We start from the raw sequence: 17,052 nt of genomic DNA on the forward strand, positions 1-17,052 counted from the left end.
ATTATGTTTTTTAAAATTAATTGAACAGGTCCTTGTAAAAATAAAGAAAAGACACCAAAAGGTGCCTTCCGCCGGCTTAAATTAATTTTAATATTATCGATCTAAGTTTAAAAGCTGTAGGGATTTTTACTGTGGGTTTTGTAAGTAGTTTTTACGAAATTATGAGTGTTTTTTATTTTGTAATTCAATAAGTTCATTTGGTATCACGTTTGTATAATATTCTTTTTCTGTTAGTTCAAATATAAATAATGCTTTTTTCCAGTTATAAATAACATCTTCTACATTATGTTGTTTCATTTTTAATAAACACTGACCTTTTAAATAGAATAGTTCACCTAATAGGTATAAAGTATTTAGATTAATTGCTAATTTGATACCCTTATCAATGTACTTTATTGCCTCTTCATGTTGATATGTGAAGTCGAAACATTTTGCTAAATTTAACATGAGTTTTAATTTAATTTCTTTATCTCTAGGAAAATCTAATTTATTAAAATTAGTTAAACATCTTTTGAATATATTAATACTTTTTTCATATTCTTTATTTTCTGCATAAAATATAGCCATTGTTTGCATAATATCTATTTCTCTTTCTGATAAAAAATCAGAATTAGTTAAAGTCAGTTTTAATGCATTATTTAAAAAATCTAAAGCAGTTTTTATTGATTTATCCACCATAAATATAGCAATTGCTTCATGCCACATTAGAAATTGTTTCTCATCTTTTGTTTGAAAATTATTTAAGTTTTTCTCTTTTTTTACTATTTCATAAAGTTCTTTATATTGTTTTTGCTTTAAGCAATCTTTTATTACATATTTTACATTTTCTACATATTTTAATCTTTTGTTTTGAGTTAGTGCAAATATGTTATTCGGATCAATACCAAGTCTTTCTGATAATTGATATAACAGTATACTAGATGGATAAATCATACCTTTTTCAATCTTGCTAATTTGACTTTGTGAACATATTCCATGACATAATTCGGATTGTGATATATTTTTTTTGATTCTAAGTTCTTTAATGGTAATACCCAAATCGTTAAATTCCATTTTTCCACCTACTATTTAACACTTTATTAAAATAAGAACATTCTCTAACCTTAATGTAATGTAAAATTAATATAGTTGCAATTATTGTTTTAAAGGGCTTATCGTTTCTATAAGATGGGAAGATTTTTTTATGTACAAAAAAGACACCCTAAGGTGCCTTCTTGCGATTTGCTCCATTGTAATATGGTATTGGATGCCAGTCCAATTATTATTTTACCACGTTAAATAGCTTCGGTTATTGAGAAAAAAGACAACTCATTATTTGAATGCAAAAAATCCTAGGGGGACTAGGACTTTTTGCTAGAATGAATATGATTTAAAAAAGGACTTATATAACGTAACATATGAATGTTTCGTAAATGTATCAAAAAAGTGAACAAAAGCGTTAATTTAAATAAAAAAAGCTCCGCGATAAAAGCTGCGGAGCTTCATAAGGTCGAGTTATGTCGTACTCACAAGGGATTTTAACATGAATGTTGTGGTAAAAATACTGGTAAATTTATCCCGTAAAATCCCGATTGGTTTAACTAATAATCAGTGGGGGATGAATAAAACTCCCACTGATTAAAGTTTCACTTCATTCGAAGGAATTCATGTTTTATAAATTAGATTATGAGAGTTGATATTCTCCATATTGACCAGAAAAGAACTAAAAATTCTAGTGAAATTCCAAGTGTTCGTTTCCTAGTTTTTTGAAATTCTTTTATTAAATAGCCAACAGCACTAATTGCTATAAGAATGAAAAGAATAAGTTCGAGTGTAACTGGCATTTTATCTACTCCTAATACTGTAATTTATTATATAAAGATTATAAGATATTTTTGTGGCTAGTAGTGAAAAATTTAATAAAACTATCTTTAATGGAGGTTTGTTTGAACTTCTAAAAGAATTTGTGAAAACCATTGTATGTAAAGTTTTTGCGTATGTTTTTAGGAAACAAATTTTAGAAAAAGATAACAAAAAAACCACTCCTTGTCGCCTTCGGAAGCAAAAGGGTGGGTTTTGTAAAAAAAAATGAGCTCTAATGGATATAATGTACAAAAGAAAAGACACCCAATGGTGCTTTACTCCGGCTTGATAACATAAAGGTCATCAAAAAATGTTGTATTTGAAACACGTGACGTTCCATTAATATACTATAAACTGAATGTTATTATATATTGAATATAAAATTTAGGAAGTTGGTGGGAATAATAAAATGCATAAAATCCTTATTAAAAAAGAAGCCCTAGGATTAGGGGGCTAGGGCTTCCTGTGTTGGTATATCTCGCACGACATTATAAAAAGAAAAGAACTTAATGAAGATAACAGAGAAATGTTTCGTAAATGTATCAAAAAAGTGAATAAAATAGTTATTTTAAAAAGAAGAGTAACTAGCAAAAATTAGATACTGATTTATAAAAAAATAATAGATTAATAATTAAATATAAAAAATACAAGATATGCAATATTGCATATCTTGTATTTCATATTACATTGAACCCAATCATGCCTTGAATGGAGAAGGTTTAAAAGAAATATAATAATCTAAATTGTTTACTGATCAATATGGTAAATTATAGATAAATAAAGAAATTTATGTTAATGTACTTATGGTAATATACTGTTAAAAAAAGGAAGAGGTGAAAAGTTTATATGTTTAAAAAAGGCGTATCATTGCTATTAATTCTCATTTTATCTATTTCTACATTTAGTATAGTAACTCACGCTGCTAATAGTTCAGAATCCGTGAATCAATCATTCTATGGGTATAAGGAGCCATCTTTTAATTCAGCTAAAACAAATGGCGGATCAGAGTATGGTGCTCAAAATGTAGGAGTCGTGGAAAAAAGAGATAATGGCTGGTGGAAGATTGAAACATGGGAAGGTCCAGTTTGGATTAACTTAAATGGGGAAGAACGTGTCATGGGAGATTTCTATGGATATGATGAACCTTCTCTCTCATCAAAGGTTGCGAATGCTGGAGCGAAGTACGGGCGACAAACATTTAGAATAGTAGATGGAACAACAGATGGTTGGCTTAAATTTAAGACGTGGGAAGGCGAAAAATGGATGAATCCTGCGGCTGAACAAATTACCGTCAACAAAACGATTTATGCATATAATGAGCCTTCATTTAATGCAAAGAAAGCAAATTATGGAGCACCATTTAACCCACAAAATTGGGGAGTAGTAGAAAGAAAAGAAAATGGCTGGATGAAAGTAAGTACTTATGAAGGTTATAAGTGGATCAATCCAGATGGAGAAGAAAGATTCATAAACAAATCATTCTATGCGTATAACGAAGCTACATTTAATGCAGCAAAAGCAAACGCTGGAGCATTATATAGTCCACAGAATTTTAGAGTTGTGGATGGGACAACTAGTGGATGGTTAAAGGTTAAAACATGGGAAGGCGAGAAATGGATGAATCTAGATGGAGAAGAAAGATTTATAAATAAATCTTTCTATGCGTATAATGAACCTTCATTTAGTTCAGGTAAAGCAAACGCTGGAGCATTATATAGTCCACAGAATTTTAGAATAATAGATGGGACAACTAGTGGATGGTTAAAGATTAAAACATGGGAAGGCGACAAGTGGATTAATTTAAATGCGGAAGATACAGGCGTAGAATTCTACGTGGAAGCTACTGCATACAGCGTAGAAGGTAGTCCACCACATGAAAGAATTACGGCAACTGGAATAGACATAGGGAAAAATCCTAACATCAAGTTAATTGCAGTTGATCCTAAAGTTATTAAACTAGGAACGAAAGTTTGGGTTGAAGGATACGGTGAAGCAATTGCTGGAGATACAGGTGGAGCTATTAAAGGGAATAGAATTGATGTTCTGTTTCCTACAGAAAAGCAAGCACGTGAATGGGGACGTAAAAAAGTGAAAATTAAAATAATGAAATAGGGTATATCTATTCTTAGCTTTGAAAATTATATATTAGAGAAAATAAAAGGGAGGATATTTTTATGTTTAAGAAAAGTATAGGAATTTTATTGTTTTTAATTCTATCTATCTCGACATTTAGTATAGTAACTCACGCTGCTAATAGTTCAGAATCCGTGAATCAATCATTCTATGGGTATAAGGAGCCATCTTTTAATTCAGCTAAAACAAATGGCGGATCAGAATATGGTGCTCAAAATGTAGGAGTCGTGGAAAAAAGAGATAATGGCTGGTGGAAGATTGAAACATGGGAAGGTCCAGTTTGGATTAACTTAAATGGGGAAGAACGTGTCATGGGAGATTTCTATGGATATGATGAACCTTCTCTCTCATCAAAGGTTGCGAATGCTGGAGCGAAGTACGGGCAACAAACATTTAGAATAGTAGATGGAACAACAGATGGTTGGCTTAAATTTAAGACGTGGGAAGGCGAAAAATGGATGAATCCTGCGGCTGAACAAATTACCGTCAACAAAACGATTTATGCATATAATGAGCCTTCATTTAATGCAAAGAAAGCAAATTATGGAGCATCATTTAACCCACAAAATTGGGGAGTAGTAGAAAGAAAAGAAAATGGCTGGATGAAAGTAAGTACTTATGAAGGTTATAAGTGGATCAATCCAGATGGAGAAGAAAGATTCATAAACAAATCATTCTATGCGTATAACGAAGCTACATTTAATGCAGCAAAAGCAAACGCTGGAGCATTATATAGTCCACAGAATTTTAGAGTTGTGGATGGGACAACTAGTGGATGGTTAAAGGTTAAAACATGGGAAGGCGAGAAATGGATGAATCTAGATGGAGAAGAAAGATTTATAAATAAATCTTTCTATGCGTATAATGAACCTTCATTTAGTTCAGGTAAAGCAAACGCTGGAGCATTATATAGTCCACAGAATTTTAGAATAATAGATGGGACAACTAGTGGATGGTTGAAGATTAAAACATGGGAAGGCGACAAGTGGATTAATCTTAACCAAACAGATTCTGGTAATTCTGGGGTGGTTGACCTTGCTTTAAAACAATTAGGAAAACCATATGTATTTGGAAATAGTGGACCTAATTCATTTGATTGTAGCGGTTTTATTTATTATGTATTTAAAAATAATGGATACAATATTGGAAGAACAAGCGTAGCTGGATATTGGGGAATGGTTACAAAAATAAGTGATCCTCAACCAGGAGATTTAGTATTCTTACAGAATACATATAAAGCGGGTCCTTCTCATTTAGGAATATATTTAGGGAATGGTGAATATATTCATGCTGCTGACGAAACAACAGGTGTAATTAAAAGTAAGATAAATAGTTCATACACTCAAAAGCACTTCTTGGGGTATGCTAGATTTTCAAAATAATTAAATTAAATTCAATAAAAAGACAGTTATCTATGGATAGCTGTCTTTTTATTATTTGTGTTGACTACTTATATATATTCACAAGCGAAACAACATAATATTAATACGGAAAAATATATTAATATGAATTTTTGCATATTTTAAAATTTAATATATCCCTTAAAAAGTTTTAATTGTATAATATATTTTGTCATATTTTTAGATTTTTCGACATAAACCAACAAAAATAGAGAGCGTATTGGGAGAAGACATTATGTATACAAAACTATTAAAATCAATTACATCATTATCACTTATTGGTGGTGCGTTGTTATATACAAATGGCAGCGATGTAAAAGCTGCTGAAGTGGGTGTTTTTTCTGATGTGCCGACATCACATTGGTCATATCCTGCGATTAAAGATTTAGCGAGTAAAAATATTATTTCCGGTTATGGAAATGGGATATTTGGTTTTGGAGATGTTGCGACAAGGGAGCAAGTTGCGGCTTTAATTTATCGAGTGTTAGTACCAAATAAACAAGGCGGCTCGTTTAGTAATGATGGAACTCGTTACGTATTAAAGGATGGGTCTACGTTTAAAAATCCTTACGGTGATATTAATCAAAGTTCTACAATGTTCCCAGAAGAGGTATTAACTTTAACAAATTTAGGAGTTTTTAAAGGTGATGAAAATGGCCAATTTAGACCGAAAGCTTCTGTGAATCGTGCAGAAATGGCACAAATTCTTACGAATGCTTTCCATCTTGCGGCAAAACAAAAACATACCTTTAAGGATGTTCCAAATCCATTTTGGGCAGAAAATGCAATTAGTGCGGTGCAGTCAAATGGAATCGCAGATGGCACAGGGAACGGGAATTTTGAACCGTATGGCACAGTAACACGTGAACAGTATGCGCAGTTTTTATATAAAACTTTGAAGTATAAAAATGCTGATGTGAAAGATACAGGAGATGCGGCATTATTAACAGCGTTTAAAGAGGAAGTACAAAAGCGTATTAATACATACGAGACAAATATTACACTGCCATATAAAACGAAAAATAATAATACAGACGAAGTGATGAATACACTTTTTAACGCATATAAAGAAGTGGCAAGTAAAAATGAGTATACAAATAATAATAGATCGAATGTTTCATATGGACTTTCTGGATCACCTGGAAATTATACGTTTACGCTTAAGATTACATATCGTGAAACGAAAGAACAGACGGAATATGTCATGAAACAAGTGAAAGCAATCGTTTCTTCTATCACTCAAGTTGGAATGGATGATCACGAAAAAGTGAAGGCGATTCATGATTACGTAGTAAAGCATGTTTCTTATGATACGTCTTATAAAGCTTACACAGCATATGAAGCACTTGTAAATCGTTCTGCGGTTTGCCAAGGTTACGCACTATTAACTTATCAATTATTAAAAGAAGCAGGAATTGAAAATCATTTCGTGACAGGAACTGGGGACGGACAACCTCATGCTTGGAATTTAGTGAAAATCGAAAACAAATGGTATCACCTTGATACAACATTCGATGATCCGGTTCCAGATGAGCAGGGCCGCGTAACGTATTCGTATTTCAATTTATCAGATGAACAAATCGCAAGAAATCATGAGTGGAACCGTGGAGACTATCCGCAAGCTACAACAAATTATTATAGTACACTGACAAATAAAATTGCGGCAGGTAGTACGAAAACGTCTGCATATCAGCAAATATTAAAAGATACAAAGTTAAACTATTTAGGAAATGAATATATTGCAAATAACTATACTGAATTAAAAAATAAAATGCAGCAGCGTTATAGTGCAAAGCCAGAAAAGATAGAAGTACTTTATAAGCAATCAATGAACGGTGCGCTGCAAGATGTGAAAAATGCAATTGGGGAAATCGGTTATCCGCAAGGGTCCAACCGTGTTTCTTATAAAGCGGAGTCGTATAATGCGAAAGAAGGGTATTCTTTAGTGACGATTACGTTTACGTATTAAGAATGAGAAAAAGCATCTGTTTCAGATGCTTTTTTTTATTATATTGATTCGACAAAATATGACAGGTGAAAGCGAATTGGTCTGTTATGATAATTTTTGGAATTTTACATTTTAGAGGATTAATCATGAATAAAAAGAAGATTTTCGCTGTGTTAATAGGAATTGTAGCCTTATTTGTAATTATTAATGTAGTTGTTACGAAAGAGAAAACGACATCAACCAGTGAAAAAATGTACTCTGAGAAAGAATATAATAAATTAGTAGATGAACATTTTGAAGAAACGCAAAAGTTGAAAAGTGATATGAGTGTGTTAGAAACTGAAAAAAAATCTCTTGATGAGCAAATGAAGGCGAAGAATAAGCAAGGGTAAAACAAAAACGCTATCTTTTAAAAAGGTAGCGTTTTTGTTTTGGGTTATAAAGTTATTCCTACATTTGACATATACAGTCAGACTGTATAAAATTAAACTATACAGTTTAACTATATAGTTTGGCTATATAGTTATCGTTACATTGGAGGTCTTTATGAATAGAGATAAAAATTTACCATTAACGGAAACAACGTATTACGTTCTTTTAGCTTTATTAGAGCCAGCTCATGGATATTTAATTATGCAAAAGGTGGAGGAACTGAGTAATCATCAAGTGAAAATCGCAGCGGGTACATTGTATGGTGCGGTGGAAAATTTATTAAAACAAGGGTTAATAGAATCGGTAAAAAGTGAAGATAAACGAAGAAAAGTGTATGTCATTACGGAACGCGGGAAAGAAGTATTGCATTTAGATTTTATGAGAATGCAGCACATTATTGCGGTTACAAAAAGTTTATTACACGTATAGTTAGGAGGAAACGATGATGTGGAGATTAAAATTCTTTTTAGACTTTGAGAAAGAGGAAAAATGGTTAGAAGAGATGGCTTGGAAAGGCTATCAACTAGAAAGCAATACATTTGGTTATACATTTAGATATACAGAACCGGAAGATGCGACGATTAAAATAGACCATAGAGTATTTAGTAGAAAAAGTGATTTTATTAATTACTGCACATTATTTGAAGATAGTGGTTGGGAGCATATAGCTGGTAATCGGTGGTCAGGTACGCAATATTTTAAAAAGGTAGATGAAGAAAGTGAAGATGACATTTTTTCAGATCCAATGTCACGAGCAGGGAAGTATAAGCGTCTATCTAAAACATTTTTAGAATTAGCGATCTGTTATTTGCCGATATTATTTTTATTTATGTATAGTAATACAATGAATTTAGGAGCCTTTGTAAATCCGAAAGAACTATACTTGACGCCAGGATTATGGGATAAGCAAGGTGCATCATTTCTATGGTCATTCTTATTTGAAACGCCATTTGCATTAATGAGAGGACTTTTTTTGATATTTATCCCCGTTGCGACATGTATGTTTTTCGTTTGCTCGTATAAAGCAAATCGATTGTATGAAGAGAGAAGATGATAGGAGAAATCCCCTTAAAGTAGCTGCTTTGAGGGTTTTTTTGAATTTGTAAATGACTCTTCTTAAAATAGATATGAGATTAGAGAAGGACAATGATGTATTGGAGGTCACTATATCAAAAAAGAAAATTGTACGTTTAGACGCATTTTAAATACAAAATAACCGATTCCTTATACGTTAAGAAACCGGTTATTTATTCCCCCACTTTTTTAGAGATCTTTTTCTTGTAATGGTTTTAAATGATTGATTTAAGGTTATAAACTTAAATCATAAATAAAAGATAAAATAAAAACTATATAAGAAATAAATGTAACGAAAACAAGGAAACATATAAACTGAGAATTAGATACATATTGTTCTATTCTTTTTTTCATGTTAATTCGTATTATTTTTCAAATGTGAAGTATCAATTGGAATTTGAGCTTTCCAAGAACCAATTACTTTTCCAATTCTAGTTATATTTACGTCTAAAGTAAGAGGCTGTTTAAAAACGTCTTTTTCTTCAGTAGTTATAACAAATGTAGCAACACCTTCAGGTCTATCATTATCACGAATGCCTATTTTATCTAACTTTTTACCTGCTGCCATAAGTTCAAAAGGAAGATAATCATCTGAATCATGGATAAATGATAGTCTCCCGTCATTTTTAATCTCAGGGTTTTCCTCTTGTTGCCCATCAATTTTACCATCACTCTCAAGATTTAATCCTGATGTATCAAATTCAAATGGTACTAAACTTCCGTCCGCTTTTTCCATTCTATAATGAACTGATATACGTGAATCTGCGATAAATACTTCTTTGAGATGTACAGTAATACCTTGATCTGTAATTTTTTCATCAATAGGAATATATTTACCATTCTTCATCATATCTTGTGTGATACCATTTTCATCTTTTATTCCTTCATTTACAACTTTATCATTTGTAATTGCATTAGAAAAATAGGAAGCAACATTTGTAGCCGCCACTTGTACTTGTGGAATCATTGCTGCTGTAAAAAGTGCTGCTGCAGCTACTGCTGTATAAATGAAACGTTTTGATTTTTTACTCATGTTTGTAAAGATTCCCTTCTTTTGTTGTTTTTTGTGATTTATATTAGAAACATTGTCTAACTTGGAACGACTTTCAAATGTTTTCCATGCTTGTTCTATATCAATTTTGATTTCTTGTGGTGAATTTGCAGACTCTTCATCTAGCATTACGTTTTCCCATTGATTTAATTTACTAATTTCTATTAATAAATCTTGGCATGCTTCACATGTATCTAGGTGTTTTGTGAATTCCTTTCTTATATCATGAGAAAGTTCTCCATCAATATATGTTTGAATAAACCCGATATCATAACATTTCATTTGTTATGCCTCCTCCATTTGTTTATAAATCTTGCGAAATTTCATTTTGGCTCGGACCAATAATGTTCCAATAGAAGATATTTCAATTTGAAGTACTTCTGCAATTTCTTTATATTGAAAACCAGAGAATTTCATTAGTAAAAGGGTTCGTTCTCGATCATTCATTTTATTTAGTATCGTTTGGACCTTTGTAATTTCTTCTTTTCTTATCCAATCATCGTCTAATGATGAAACATTTTGTACTTCATGGTATTGTATTTCTTTATCAATCTTCGCTTGCTGCCTTTTTTCAGATCGAAAATGGTTATAGGCTACATAAGTAGAAGATTTAATCAACCATCCAGGTATGTTTTCAATCCCTTTCCAATCACTACGATATAATTGTAAAAATACTTCTTGTGCTAACTCTTCAGCGATAGATTGATCTTTAACGATCCAGATGATTTGTTTCACAGCGTAAGCATAGTACTGCTTAAATAAATCTTCAAAGGTCATATCAGAAGCCTGACTTTCTTCATTTTCTATGGTTAACATGTTCGTTTAAACCTCACTTTCAATTTGATACCTGTATTATAGAGAAACCAGAAAAACGGATTTTGTGACAGTTTTTCTGGATATTTTTTATTATGTACTAAAAAAAGCATTCGTCTAATTAAAAGAGAAATGCAAAAAGGAAATGAAAACATAAAAACTATAACTCTTGCAGTAGTTGTCTATTAATGCACAAGAAAACAGTTAGTTTGTTGCCAAACTGTATCTAAACGTACAATTTCACTTCTTCTATTTTCATGAATATGTATAATTACATAAAATTTCAAAGAAAAAGAGAGTATACTTTCATATTGTGTAATAAAGATAAAGCCCGCCTACGGAAATAGGCGGGCTTTTTTTACTTATAAAGAAAAGACAACCTTTAAGGTGTCTTCCTTTTGAAATCTAGGTTGTCCAGTTTGTTTTACTTTGGTGCAATAGCAATATTGTTTGGAATAAAGTTTCACCATATTGCTATTAAACTAAAATATTAAGATTGCACTTAAACGAAATTTATAGCATCGAAGTTCATTTTGGAGGGGGGAATGTAATACTACATTTTTAAAGTATTCGTTACACTTGAACCTCCGCACATTGCGTAGGGCTTTTTTCATGAAGAAAGGACACTCACGTGAGTGTCCTTTCGATAGTTTTTAGCAGAAGCAAGCAGCTCCAACGATGATTAATAAAATAAACAATACAACTAATAAAGCAAATCCTCCAGCGAAGCCACAGCCGCCACAACTACCACCAAAGCCCATAAAAGTTCCTCCTTTAAATAGGAGGAGAAAAACAAAGGTTCACTCATGTGTTTTAACGGATTCCATTTACTTTATGCTTTTTACGAATAAATGGAGCAGGTCCTTTTCAAAATAGATTTATTCTTAGCAGGAGTTCAAAGGAAAAACAGGAGAATCCATATTATTCTTTAAGAGCGAATAGATAGAAATCCGCTTTTATACCTTTCATTAAAATAATACTAGCATTATATATTATAAGGAATACTTGTCCTTAATTGTAAATGAAAGGGGGGAATTGATATGAGCTATGGCTATGGTCATCCTCCTGGAAGATGTCATAAACATCACAATGAAACTTTGTCAACGGGTGTATTACGTAGACATTCCGCTACGTTATTTCTTACTGTTGAAGCTATGAATGTTGATCCAGATGATACTCGTAGAGTAACAGTTGAAATGTTTGATTGGTCATCTGGTTCTCCGGTATTGTTACCATTAATAGACCCTTCAACACAAACATTGCCACCTAATCGATATGTTACTTTTCGTTCAGCAGCTCTTCCTCCAGCACTTTTTGCTTATGAAGTAAGAATCATTCGTCCGAAAGATAGAGATGTTGTTACGAATGTTTTTGGTCTTAGTGCAATCGTATTTAACCCACAAGAAGGAAACAATGTTTTACAACATGATTTAGCAAAATTAGACCTTAAATAGATTTTATAAAGGTCTATTTATTGAGCATGATTAAAAAAAGAGTAGGATGTAATCCTACTTTTTTTTAACGTTAATTAGAATTTTAAAAGAAATCCTTCATTATTTTAGCATCTTTAATATTCACTATCACACCTTCTACCTTATCTTTCTTCTCATCTTTAGCAATCGAAATTTGCTCCTTATTATCAGCCCACACAAGAAATTCTTCTTTTGAGTCATCTTTATATGTAACAGTAATAGTAGAATGTGCAGATTCTCTCTTTTTTTGATCTAGTGTGATTTGTTTAGGAGTGCCTTTTTGGACTGCTGAAACGATAGATTGTATCATTTTTTCGTTGTCTGTTTGAGATTTGGAAGTAGTATGATTTGTTGTTTTCAGTATTTCAATGTCTGTAATATTAGCGGAATTTAATTGAAAGGTATTTTGTGTATGTTCTTGCTTAGCCTGCGAAGCTTTATCTGTAGCCGAGGTGCTTGTACAACCTATTAAAGTGAAAGATAGAGCGGTTAGTGCGCATATAGATATGATTTTTTTCATAGTATCCCTCCTTAAGTTTAATTATATAAATTTTCTGTTAATTTAGGTAGTTATTGTAAGGAGAAGGTGTTTTAAAGTGGTAAATGATGATGTTCATTCTCTATTAAAATCAAAATTCACATAACTTTTTTCATATTTTATGTTTAACATTTCGAAAATGGGTGTACTACATATAATATAACAAATAATTCATTTTAAAGGAGGAAGTTAAAGATGGAAACGAAGTATAGTAAACCTTTTGTATATGAATTTATTACGGAGAAAGAGGTCATGAATGCGGCGAATGATCTCGTGAAAAAAGGAATAGACCAAAAAGATATTTACGTATTAACGCATGAGAAAGATAGGACAGATAGAATTGCGGACAATGCAGACGTGAATACAATTGGGATAAAAGAGGAGGGACTTGGGACAAGCATTATTAACGTCTTTCAAAAAACAGGAGATCAGTTAAGAAATAAAATGCAAGAGTTAGGGCTTAATGAGGAAGAAGCGAACTTTTATGAAGAAAAACTGGATGAAGGGAAAATCTTGTTATTCGTTAAGGATTTAGAAAGAGTCGGTGAATGGTTACAAGAAAGAAGATGCATGTATTCTATTTAAATTTGTATCCTTTAAATCTATAAATCTATTACGAAAAGGAGATTGTAAATATGAGTGAGAACGGACTAAAAGAACAAGTTAAAGGTAAAGTTGAAAAGAAAAAAGGACAAGTAAAAGAAGGAATTGGTGAAGTTACAGAAGATAGAGAGTTGAAAAATGAAGGTAAGTGGGAAAAAACGAAGGGAACGATAAAAGAAAAAGTCGGAAAAGTGAAACAAAAGATAAGTGATGAATTAGATAATAAAGAATAATATATGTTCATCAAGCTTTGGTTACATACTAAAGCTTGATGAATCCAATATAAAACGAATATAGGAGGTTTAATTGTGGGACTTATTATTACGTGTATTGTAGGTGGACTTATTGGTGCGTTAGCTGGAATGATTACAGGAAAAGACTTTCCGTTAGGTATAGTTGGTAACGTGATTGCCGGATTAATCGGATCTTGGGTAGGTAGTGCGTTATTTGGTCATTGGGGTCCTGAATGGGGAGGCATCTTTATTCTTCCAGCGTTATTAGGTGCAATCGTCTTTATTTTAATCGTTACATTCTTCTCTAGAATGCTGCGGAAGGCGTAAGTATGATAATAAATAGTAATCTTAAGTTTATTATATATAGTTATAAAGTTAATGAACTGATAAAAATACATAAAAAAGCATCCAATTAAACTAATTTGGATGCTTTTTTATGTAATCTACATAGAAATGAGCGGGGGATGAAGGCCCCCGCTTATTAAAATTACACTTTCTATCATATGCCTTTCGAGAGGACTCCCACTTCTAAACGTAAGTGAAGGTGGTGAAAAGAAATAACCAATCGTTTTGTCATATCCCACATAGTTTACTGATTCAAATGATTACATACAAAGCAAATGCTGTAGGCATTCAAGTTGTTGTAACTGAAGAATCATATACATCGAAAGCAAGTTTTCTGGATAACGACTTCATTCCAACGTATGGAGAAAATGACCAAAATACAACTTTTTCAGGAAAACGAATAAAGCGCGGTATATATCGTTCAGCAAATAAAACTTTAATTAATGCAGATGTAAATGCTGCGGCTAACATTTTACGAAAAGTAATCCCAAATGCATGGACAAATGGGATAGAGGGGTTAAGCGTGAAACAGCTCGCTAATGTGTTAACTCCCCTGACGTTAATCGTCCGTTAGGTCGAAACGTTAGAAACCCCCACTTCAAGCTTTGCTAAGTGGGGGAGTGTTCATTATGTATTAAACCATCGTTACCTTTTTACAATTATTTATTCTTACGACTTGCCTTGGTTCTATATGAGATAAGTCCTCGCTATTACCTATATCAACTACAATTGTATTCGTTAGTATGTTAATAATGGAACCAACTAATTTTGTAGCATGATCGTGTCGATAAGAAAATTGAACGAAATCTCCCTTTTTAAAGTTGTGCTCTTCCATAGATAGATCCCCCTAAAAATAATGTTTATACATTATACATACACAAATTTATAAGTTTTAAACATTTGATAGTATTTTTTAAGTGTTAAGCCGAGAAAGGTGTAGAAAATTTATTTATAATGAAAATAAAAAAATATGTTTAAAATTAATTTTTATGGGTAATTAAATAATAAGAGTTTGAGATAAGGGGGCGGAAATGATGAATTTGGCAATAAATATTTTGCAAAATGATGTAGGTTATACGGTACAACTTAATGGTGAGATTGATGCGTATACGGCATCAGATTTAAAAAATAAGGTAATGCCTATTACAAGCGAAAAAGAGGTTCATATTGTAGTAGATTTTCATAACGTAGATTATATGGATAGTACAGGCTTAGGAGTTTTTATAGCTTTATTAAAAGCAGTTAAGAAAAATGATGGGAAGCTAGAGTTTACTGGTGTGTCTAAAAGGCTAAAAAGATTATTTGATATTACAGGGCTAACAGAAATATTAAATTTGAATTCCGATTTTGAAAAAGTAGAAAGAAGGTGACTAGGGATGATGGAGAGATTTGAAAAGATAGAAATGAAAATTCCTGCAAAAGCAGAATATGTGGCTATTATTCGTTTAACAATGGCTGGTGTTGCGAATCGAATGGGCTTTGCTTATGACGATATAGAAGATATGAAAATTGCTATTAGTGAAGCTTGTACAAACATTGTACAACATGCATATAAAGAAGACGTTGGAGAAATTACAATTGTCTTTGGGCTATATGAAGATCGATTAGAAATTATGGCTGCGGATAATGGAGTTAGCTTTGATTTTAATAGCTTAAAAAGTAAAGTTGGTCCGTATGATATTAATAAACCAGTAGAACATTTGCCAGAAAATGGTTTAGGTTTATATTTAATCAATACGTTAATGGATGATATACAAATTATGCATGATGAGGGCATGACAGTTTTAATGACAAAATATATACAAAGAGAGCAGGTGGAGAATGATGGAAATCCAATCTCAACCTACAAATCTTACTAAAGAAGACGTTATTAAACTAATTGCAGACTTCCAACAAAACCAATGTGATGAAGCACAGGAAAGATTGGTTAATCACTATAAAAATCTTGTATACTCCATTGCATATCGCTATTCAAAAGGTGGGCCGATGCATGAGGATATTATACAAGTAGGAATGTTAGGGCTCTTAGGTGCAATAAGAAGGTATGATTATTCGATAGGGAATGCTTTTGAGCCGTTTGCAATACCTACAATAGTAGGCGAAATAAAGAAATATTTACGTGATAAAACTTGGGGTATTCACGTTCCAAGGCGAATTAAAGATTTAGGCGGGAAGATTAAACTTGCGATAGAGGAGCTAACAGATCGTTTCCAGCGTTCACCGAAGATTATAGAGATTGCAGATCATTTAGGACTATCCGAAGAGGAAGTGCTAGAAATTATGGATGCGAAAAATAATTATCGCGTATCTTCCTTAGATGATGTAGTTGAAAATTCATCTGATGGCAGTTCGGTAGCGAGGATTGAATCTGTAGGTGAAGTAGAGCAAGGATATGAAGAGACAGAAAGGCGTCTCGTTTTAAAGGATATTTTCAACGTATTAAATGACACAGAAAAGAGTGTTATTCATTATATATTTGGAGAAAATTTAAATCAAAAAGATACAGGGGAACGGTTAGGTATTTCACAAATGCACGTTTCTCGTATTAAAAGACAAGCGATAAGTAAATTGAAGCAAGCAGCATTTTTAGATACATAAAAATTTAAAATCATTATGTTTAAAACATGAGAAAAGGGGTAGTTATTAAATATAGGAGGAGATATAAAAATGTCACACGATGTGAAAGAACTAATCGAAGGATTGAATGAAGATTTAGCAGGAGAATACTCAGCAATTATTATGTATAACCATAATGCAGCTACAGTTTCTGGTATATATAGACAAGTGTTAAAACCTTTCTTTGAATCTGAAATTAGTGATGAACAAGGACATGCCCTATATTTAGCGGAGAAAATTAAGACGTTAGGTGGTACACCTACTACAATCCCTTTACCAGTGAAACAAGTAGAAGATGTTAGAGAAATGTTAGAGTCGGCTAGACAATCAGAATATGAGACAATTAAGCGTTATGAAACGAGAAAAGAACAGGCAGCGAAATTAAATATGACAGAGTTAGTTGTAAAGTTAGAAGATATGATTGCAGATGAAACAAATCATATGGAAGAATTAGATCGTCTTTTAAATGACAAAGCAATGGTGTTAAATTAATAGTGGAAATTTATAGAATGAAAGAACAAACTCTCATTTCTGGGGGTTTGTTCTTTTGCT

19 protein-coding genes and 2 pseudogenes are annotated in these 17,052 nt (G+C 32.2%); 15 read left to right on the top strand and 6 right to left on the bottom strand.

Annotated elements, in window-relative coordinates; genetic code table 11:
* Nucleotides 1-159 precede the first annotated feature (159 nt).
* The gene (locus BHV55_RS05340) at nt 160-1,053 is read right to left on the bottom strand and encodes a helix-turn-helix domain-containing protein (protein ID WP_048567819.1); all 894 of its coding nucleotides are present in this window, start codon (nt 1,051-1,053) and stop codon (nt 160-162) included.
* A gap of 1,635 nt (nt 1,054-2,688) precedes the next feature.
* Here BHV55_RS05340 and BHV55_RS05345 point away from each other — a divergent pair.
* The 6 genes and pseudogenes from BHV55_RS05345 to BHV55_RS05370 all read left to right on the top strand — a co-directional run bounded on the left by BHV55_RS05345 (nt 2,689) and on the right by BHV55_RS05370 (nt 8,809).
* Nucleotides 2,689-3,954, top strand: coding sequence for a 3D domain-containing protein (locus BHV55_RS05345; RefSeq protein ID WP_070757256.1), 1,266 nt, complete (start codon nt 2,689-2,691; stop codon nt 3,952-3,954).
* Nucleotides 3,955-4,016: 62 nt separating this feature from the next.
* Complete coding sequence (locus tag BHV55_RS05350) at nt 4,017-5,357, top strand: C40 family peptidase (RefSeq protein ID WP_070757255.1); 1,341 nt, start codon at nt 4,017-4,019, stop codon at nt 5,355-5,357.
* 253 nt (nt 5,358-5,610) lie between these two features.
* Nucleotides 5,611-7,344, top strand: a complete 1,734-nt coding sequence (locus BHV55_RS05355; RefSeq protein ID WP_070757254.1) for an S-layer homology domain-containing protein — start codon at nt 5,611-5,613, stop codon at nt 7,342-7,344.
* 125 nt (nt 7,345-7,469) lie between these two features.
* Nucleotides 7,470-7,694: pseudogene (locus BHV55_RS05360) on the top strand (hypothetical protein); the annotation flags it as partial.
* A gap of 175 nt (nt 7,695-7,869) precedes the next feature.
* Nucleotides 7,870-8,184, top strand: a complete 315-nt coding sequence (locus tag BHV55_RS05365; protein WP_001078063.1) for a PadR family transcriptional regulator — start codon at nt 7,870-7,872, stop codon at nt 8,182-8,184.
* A 13-nt stretch (nt 8,185-8,197) separates the two neighbouring features.
* Nucleotides 8,198-8,809, top strand: a complete 612-nt coding sequence (locus BHV55_RS05370) for a DUF2812 domain-containing protein (RefSeq protein ID WP_002060866.1) — start codon at nt 8,198-8,200, stop codon at nt 8,807-8,809.
* A 375-nt stretch (nt 8,810-9,184) separates the two neighbouring features.
* On the opposite strand, the gene BHV55_RS05375 is transcribed toward BHV55_RS05370, so the two are convergent.
* The 3 genes from BHV55_RS05375 to BHV55_RS05385 form a co-directional block, all read right to left on the bottom strand.
* Nucleotides 9,185-10,162: a DUF4179 domain-containing protein gene (locus BHV55_RS05375; protein ID WP_070757252.1), complete on the bottom strand. Its 978-nt coding sequence runs from the start codon at nt 10,160-10,162 to the stop codon at nt 9,185-9,187.
* A gap of 3 nt (nt 10,163-10,165) precedes the next feature.
* Nucleotides 10,166-10,696 (bottom strand): RNA polymerase sigma factor SigX, encoded by a 531-nt coding sequence (locus BHV55_RS05380; RefSeq protein WP_070757251.1) that lies wholly within the window; start codon nt 10,694-10,696, stop codon nt 10,166-10,168.
* 650 nt (nt 10,697-11,346) lie between these two features.
* Nucleotides 11,347-11,454 (bottom strand): YjcZ family sporulation protein, encoded by a 108-nt coding sequence (locus BHV55_RS05385; protein WP_000505670.1) that lies wholly within the window; start codon nt 11,452-11,454, stop codon nt 11,347-11,349.
* A gap of 279 nt (nt 11,455-11,733) precedes the next feature.
* On the opposite strand from BHV55_RS05385, the gene BHV55_RS05390 reads away from it, so the two are divergent.
* The gene (locus BHV55_RS05390) at nt 11,734-12,147 is read left to right on the top strand and encodes a hypothetical protein (protein ID WP_000120204.1); all 414 of its coding nucleotides are present in this window, start codon (nt 11,734-11,736) and stop codon (nt 12,145-12,147) included.
* Between the two features lie 82 nt (nt 12,148-12,229).
* Here the strand turns inward: BHV55_RS05390 and BHV55_RS05395 are convergent, their stop codons facing one another.
* Complete coding sequence (locus tag BHV55_RS05395) at nt 12,230-12,685, bottom strand: hypothetical protein (protein WP_000720849.1); 456 nt, start codon at nt 12,683-12,685, stop codon at nt 12,230-12,232.
* A 213-nt stretch (nt 12,686-12,898) separates the two neighbouring features.
* Between BHV55_RS05395 and BHV55_RS05400 the strand changes: the two genes are divergently transcribed.
* The 4 genes and pseudogenes from BHV55_RS05400 to BHV55_RS05415 all read left to right on the top strand — a co-directional run.
* On the top strand, nt 12,899-13,288 hold the full coding sequence (locus BHV55_RS05400; protein ID WP_000448802.1) for a YflT domain-containing protein: 390 nt from the start codon (nt 12,899-12,901) through the stop codon (nt 13,286-13,288).
* Nucleotides 13,289-13,338: 50 nt separating this feature from the next.
* Nucleotides 13,339-13,539, top strand: coding sequence for a CsbD family protein (locus BHV55_RS05405; RefSeq protein WP_001293468.1), 201 nt, complete (start codon nt 13,339-13,341; stop codon nt 13,537-13,539).
* Between the two features lie 75 nt (nt 13,540-13,614).
* Entirely contained in the window at nt 13,615-13,866 is a 252-nt protein-coding gene (locus tag BHV55_RS05410) for a GlsB/YeaQ/YmgE family stress response membrane protein (RefSeq protein ID WP_000522902.1), read from the top strand.
* A gap of 223 nt (nt 13,867-14,089) precedes the next feature.
* Nucleotides 14,090-14,458, top strand: a pseudogene (locus BHV55_RS05415) (zinc ribbon domain-containing protein); the annotation flags it as partial.
* A gap of 60 nt (nt 14,459-14,518) precedes the next feature.
* Here BHV55_RS05415 and BHV55_RS05420 read toward each other — a convergent pair.
* Nucleotides 14,519-14,719 (bottom strand): methyltransferase, encoded by a 201-nt coding sequence (locus BHV55_RS05420; protein WP_070757249.1) that lies wholly within the window; start codon nt 14,717-14,719, stop codon nt 14,519-14,521.
* Nucleotides 14,720-14,915: 196 nt separating this feature from the next.
* Between BHV55_RS05420 and BHV55_RS05425 the strand changes: the two genes are divergently transcribed.
* The 4 genes from BHV55_RS05425 (at nt 14,916) to BHV55_RS05440 (ending at nt 16,992) form a co-directional block, all read left to right on the top strand.
* Nucleotides 14,916-15,254: an STAS domain-containing protein gene (locus tag BHV55_RS05425; protein WP_002060869.1), complete on the top strand. Its 339-nt coding sequence runs from the start codon at nt 14,916-14,918 to the stop codon at nt 15,252-15,254.
* A gap of 6 nt (nt 15,255-15,260) precedes the next feature.
* Nucleotides 15,261-15,743, top strand: coding sequence for an anti-sigma B factor RsbW (rsbW, locus tag BHV55_RS05430; RefSeq protein ID WP_000970580.1), 483 nt, complete (start codon nt 15,261-15,263; stop codon nt 15,741-15,743).
* A complete protein-coding gene (gene sigB / locus BHV55_RS05435) occupies nt 15,706-16,482 on the top strand; it encodes an RNA polymerase sigma factor SigB (protein WP_002093898.1) in 777 nt (258 codons plus the stop codon). Before rsbW ends, sigB begins: the two co-directional genes overlap by 38 nt.
* 69 nt (nt 16,483-16,551) lie before the next feature.
* Nucleotides 16,552-16,992 carry a ferritin-like domain-containing protein gene (locus tag BHV55_RS05440; protein ID WP_000017755.1) on the top strand — a complete coding sequence of 147 codons (441 nt, stop codon included), beginning with the start codon at nt 16,552-16,554 and terminating at the stop codon, nt 16,990-16,992.
* Nucleotides 16,993-17,052 lie beyond the last annotated feature (60 nt).

The sequence above is a fragment of the Bacillus sp. RZ2MS9 genome (genome assembly GCF_001816185.2).
In the GTDB taxonomy this organism is placed as follows: domain Bacteria; phylum Bacillota; class Bacilli; order Bacillales; family Bacillaceae_G; genus Bacillus_A; species Bacillus_A cereus.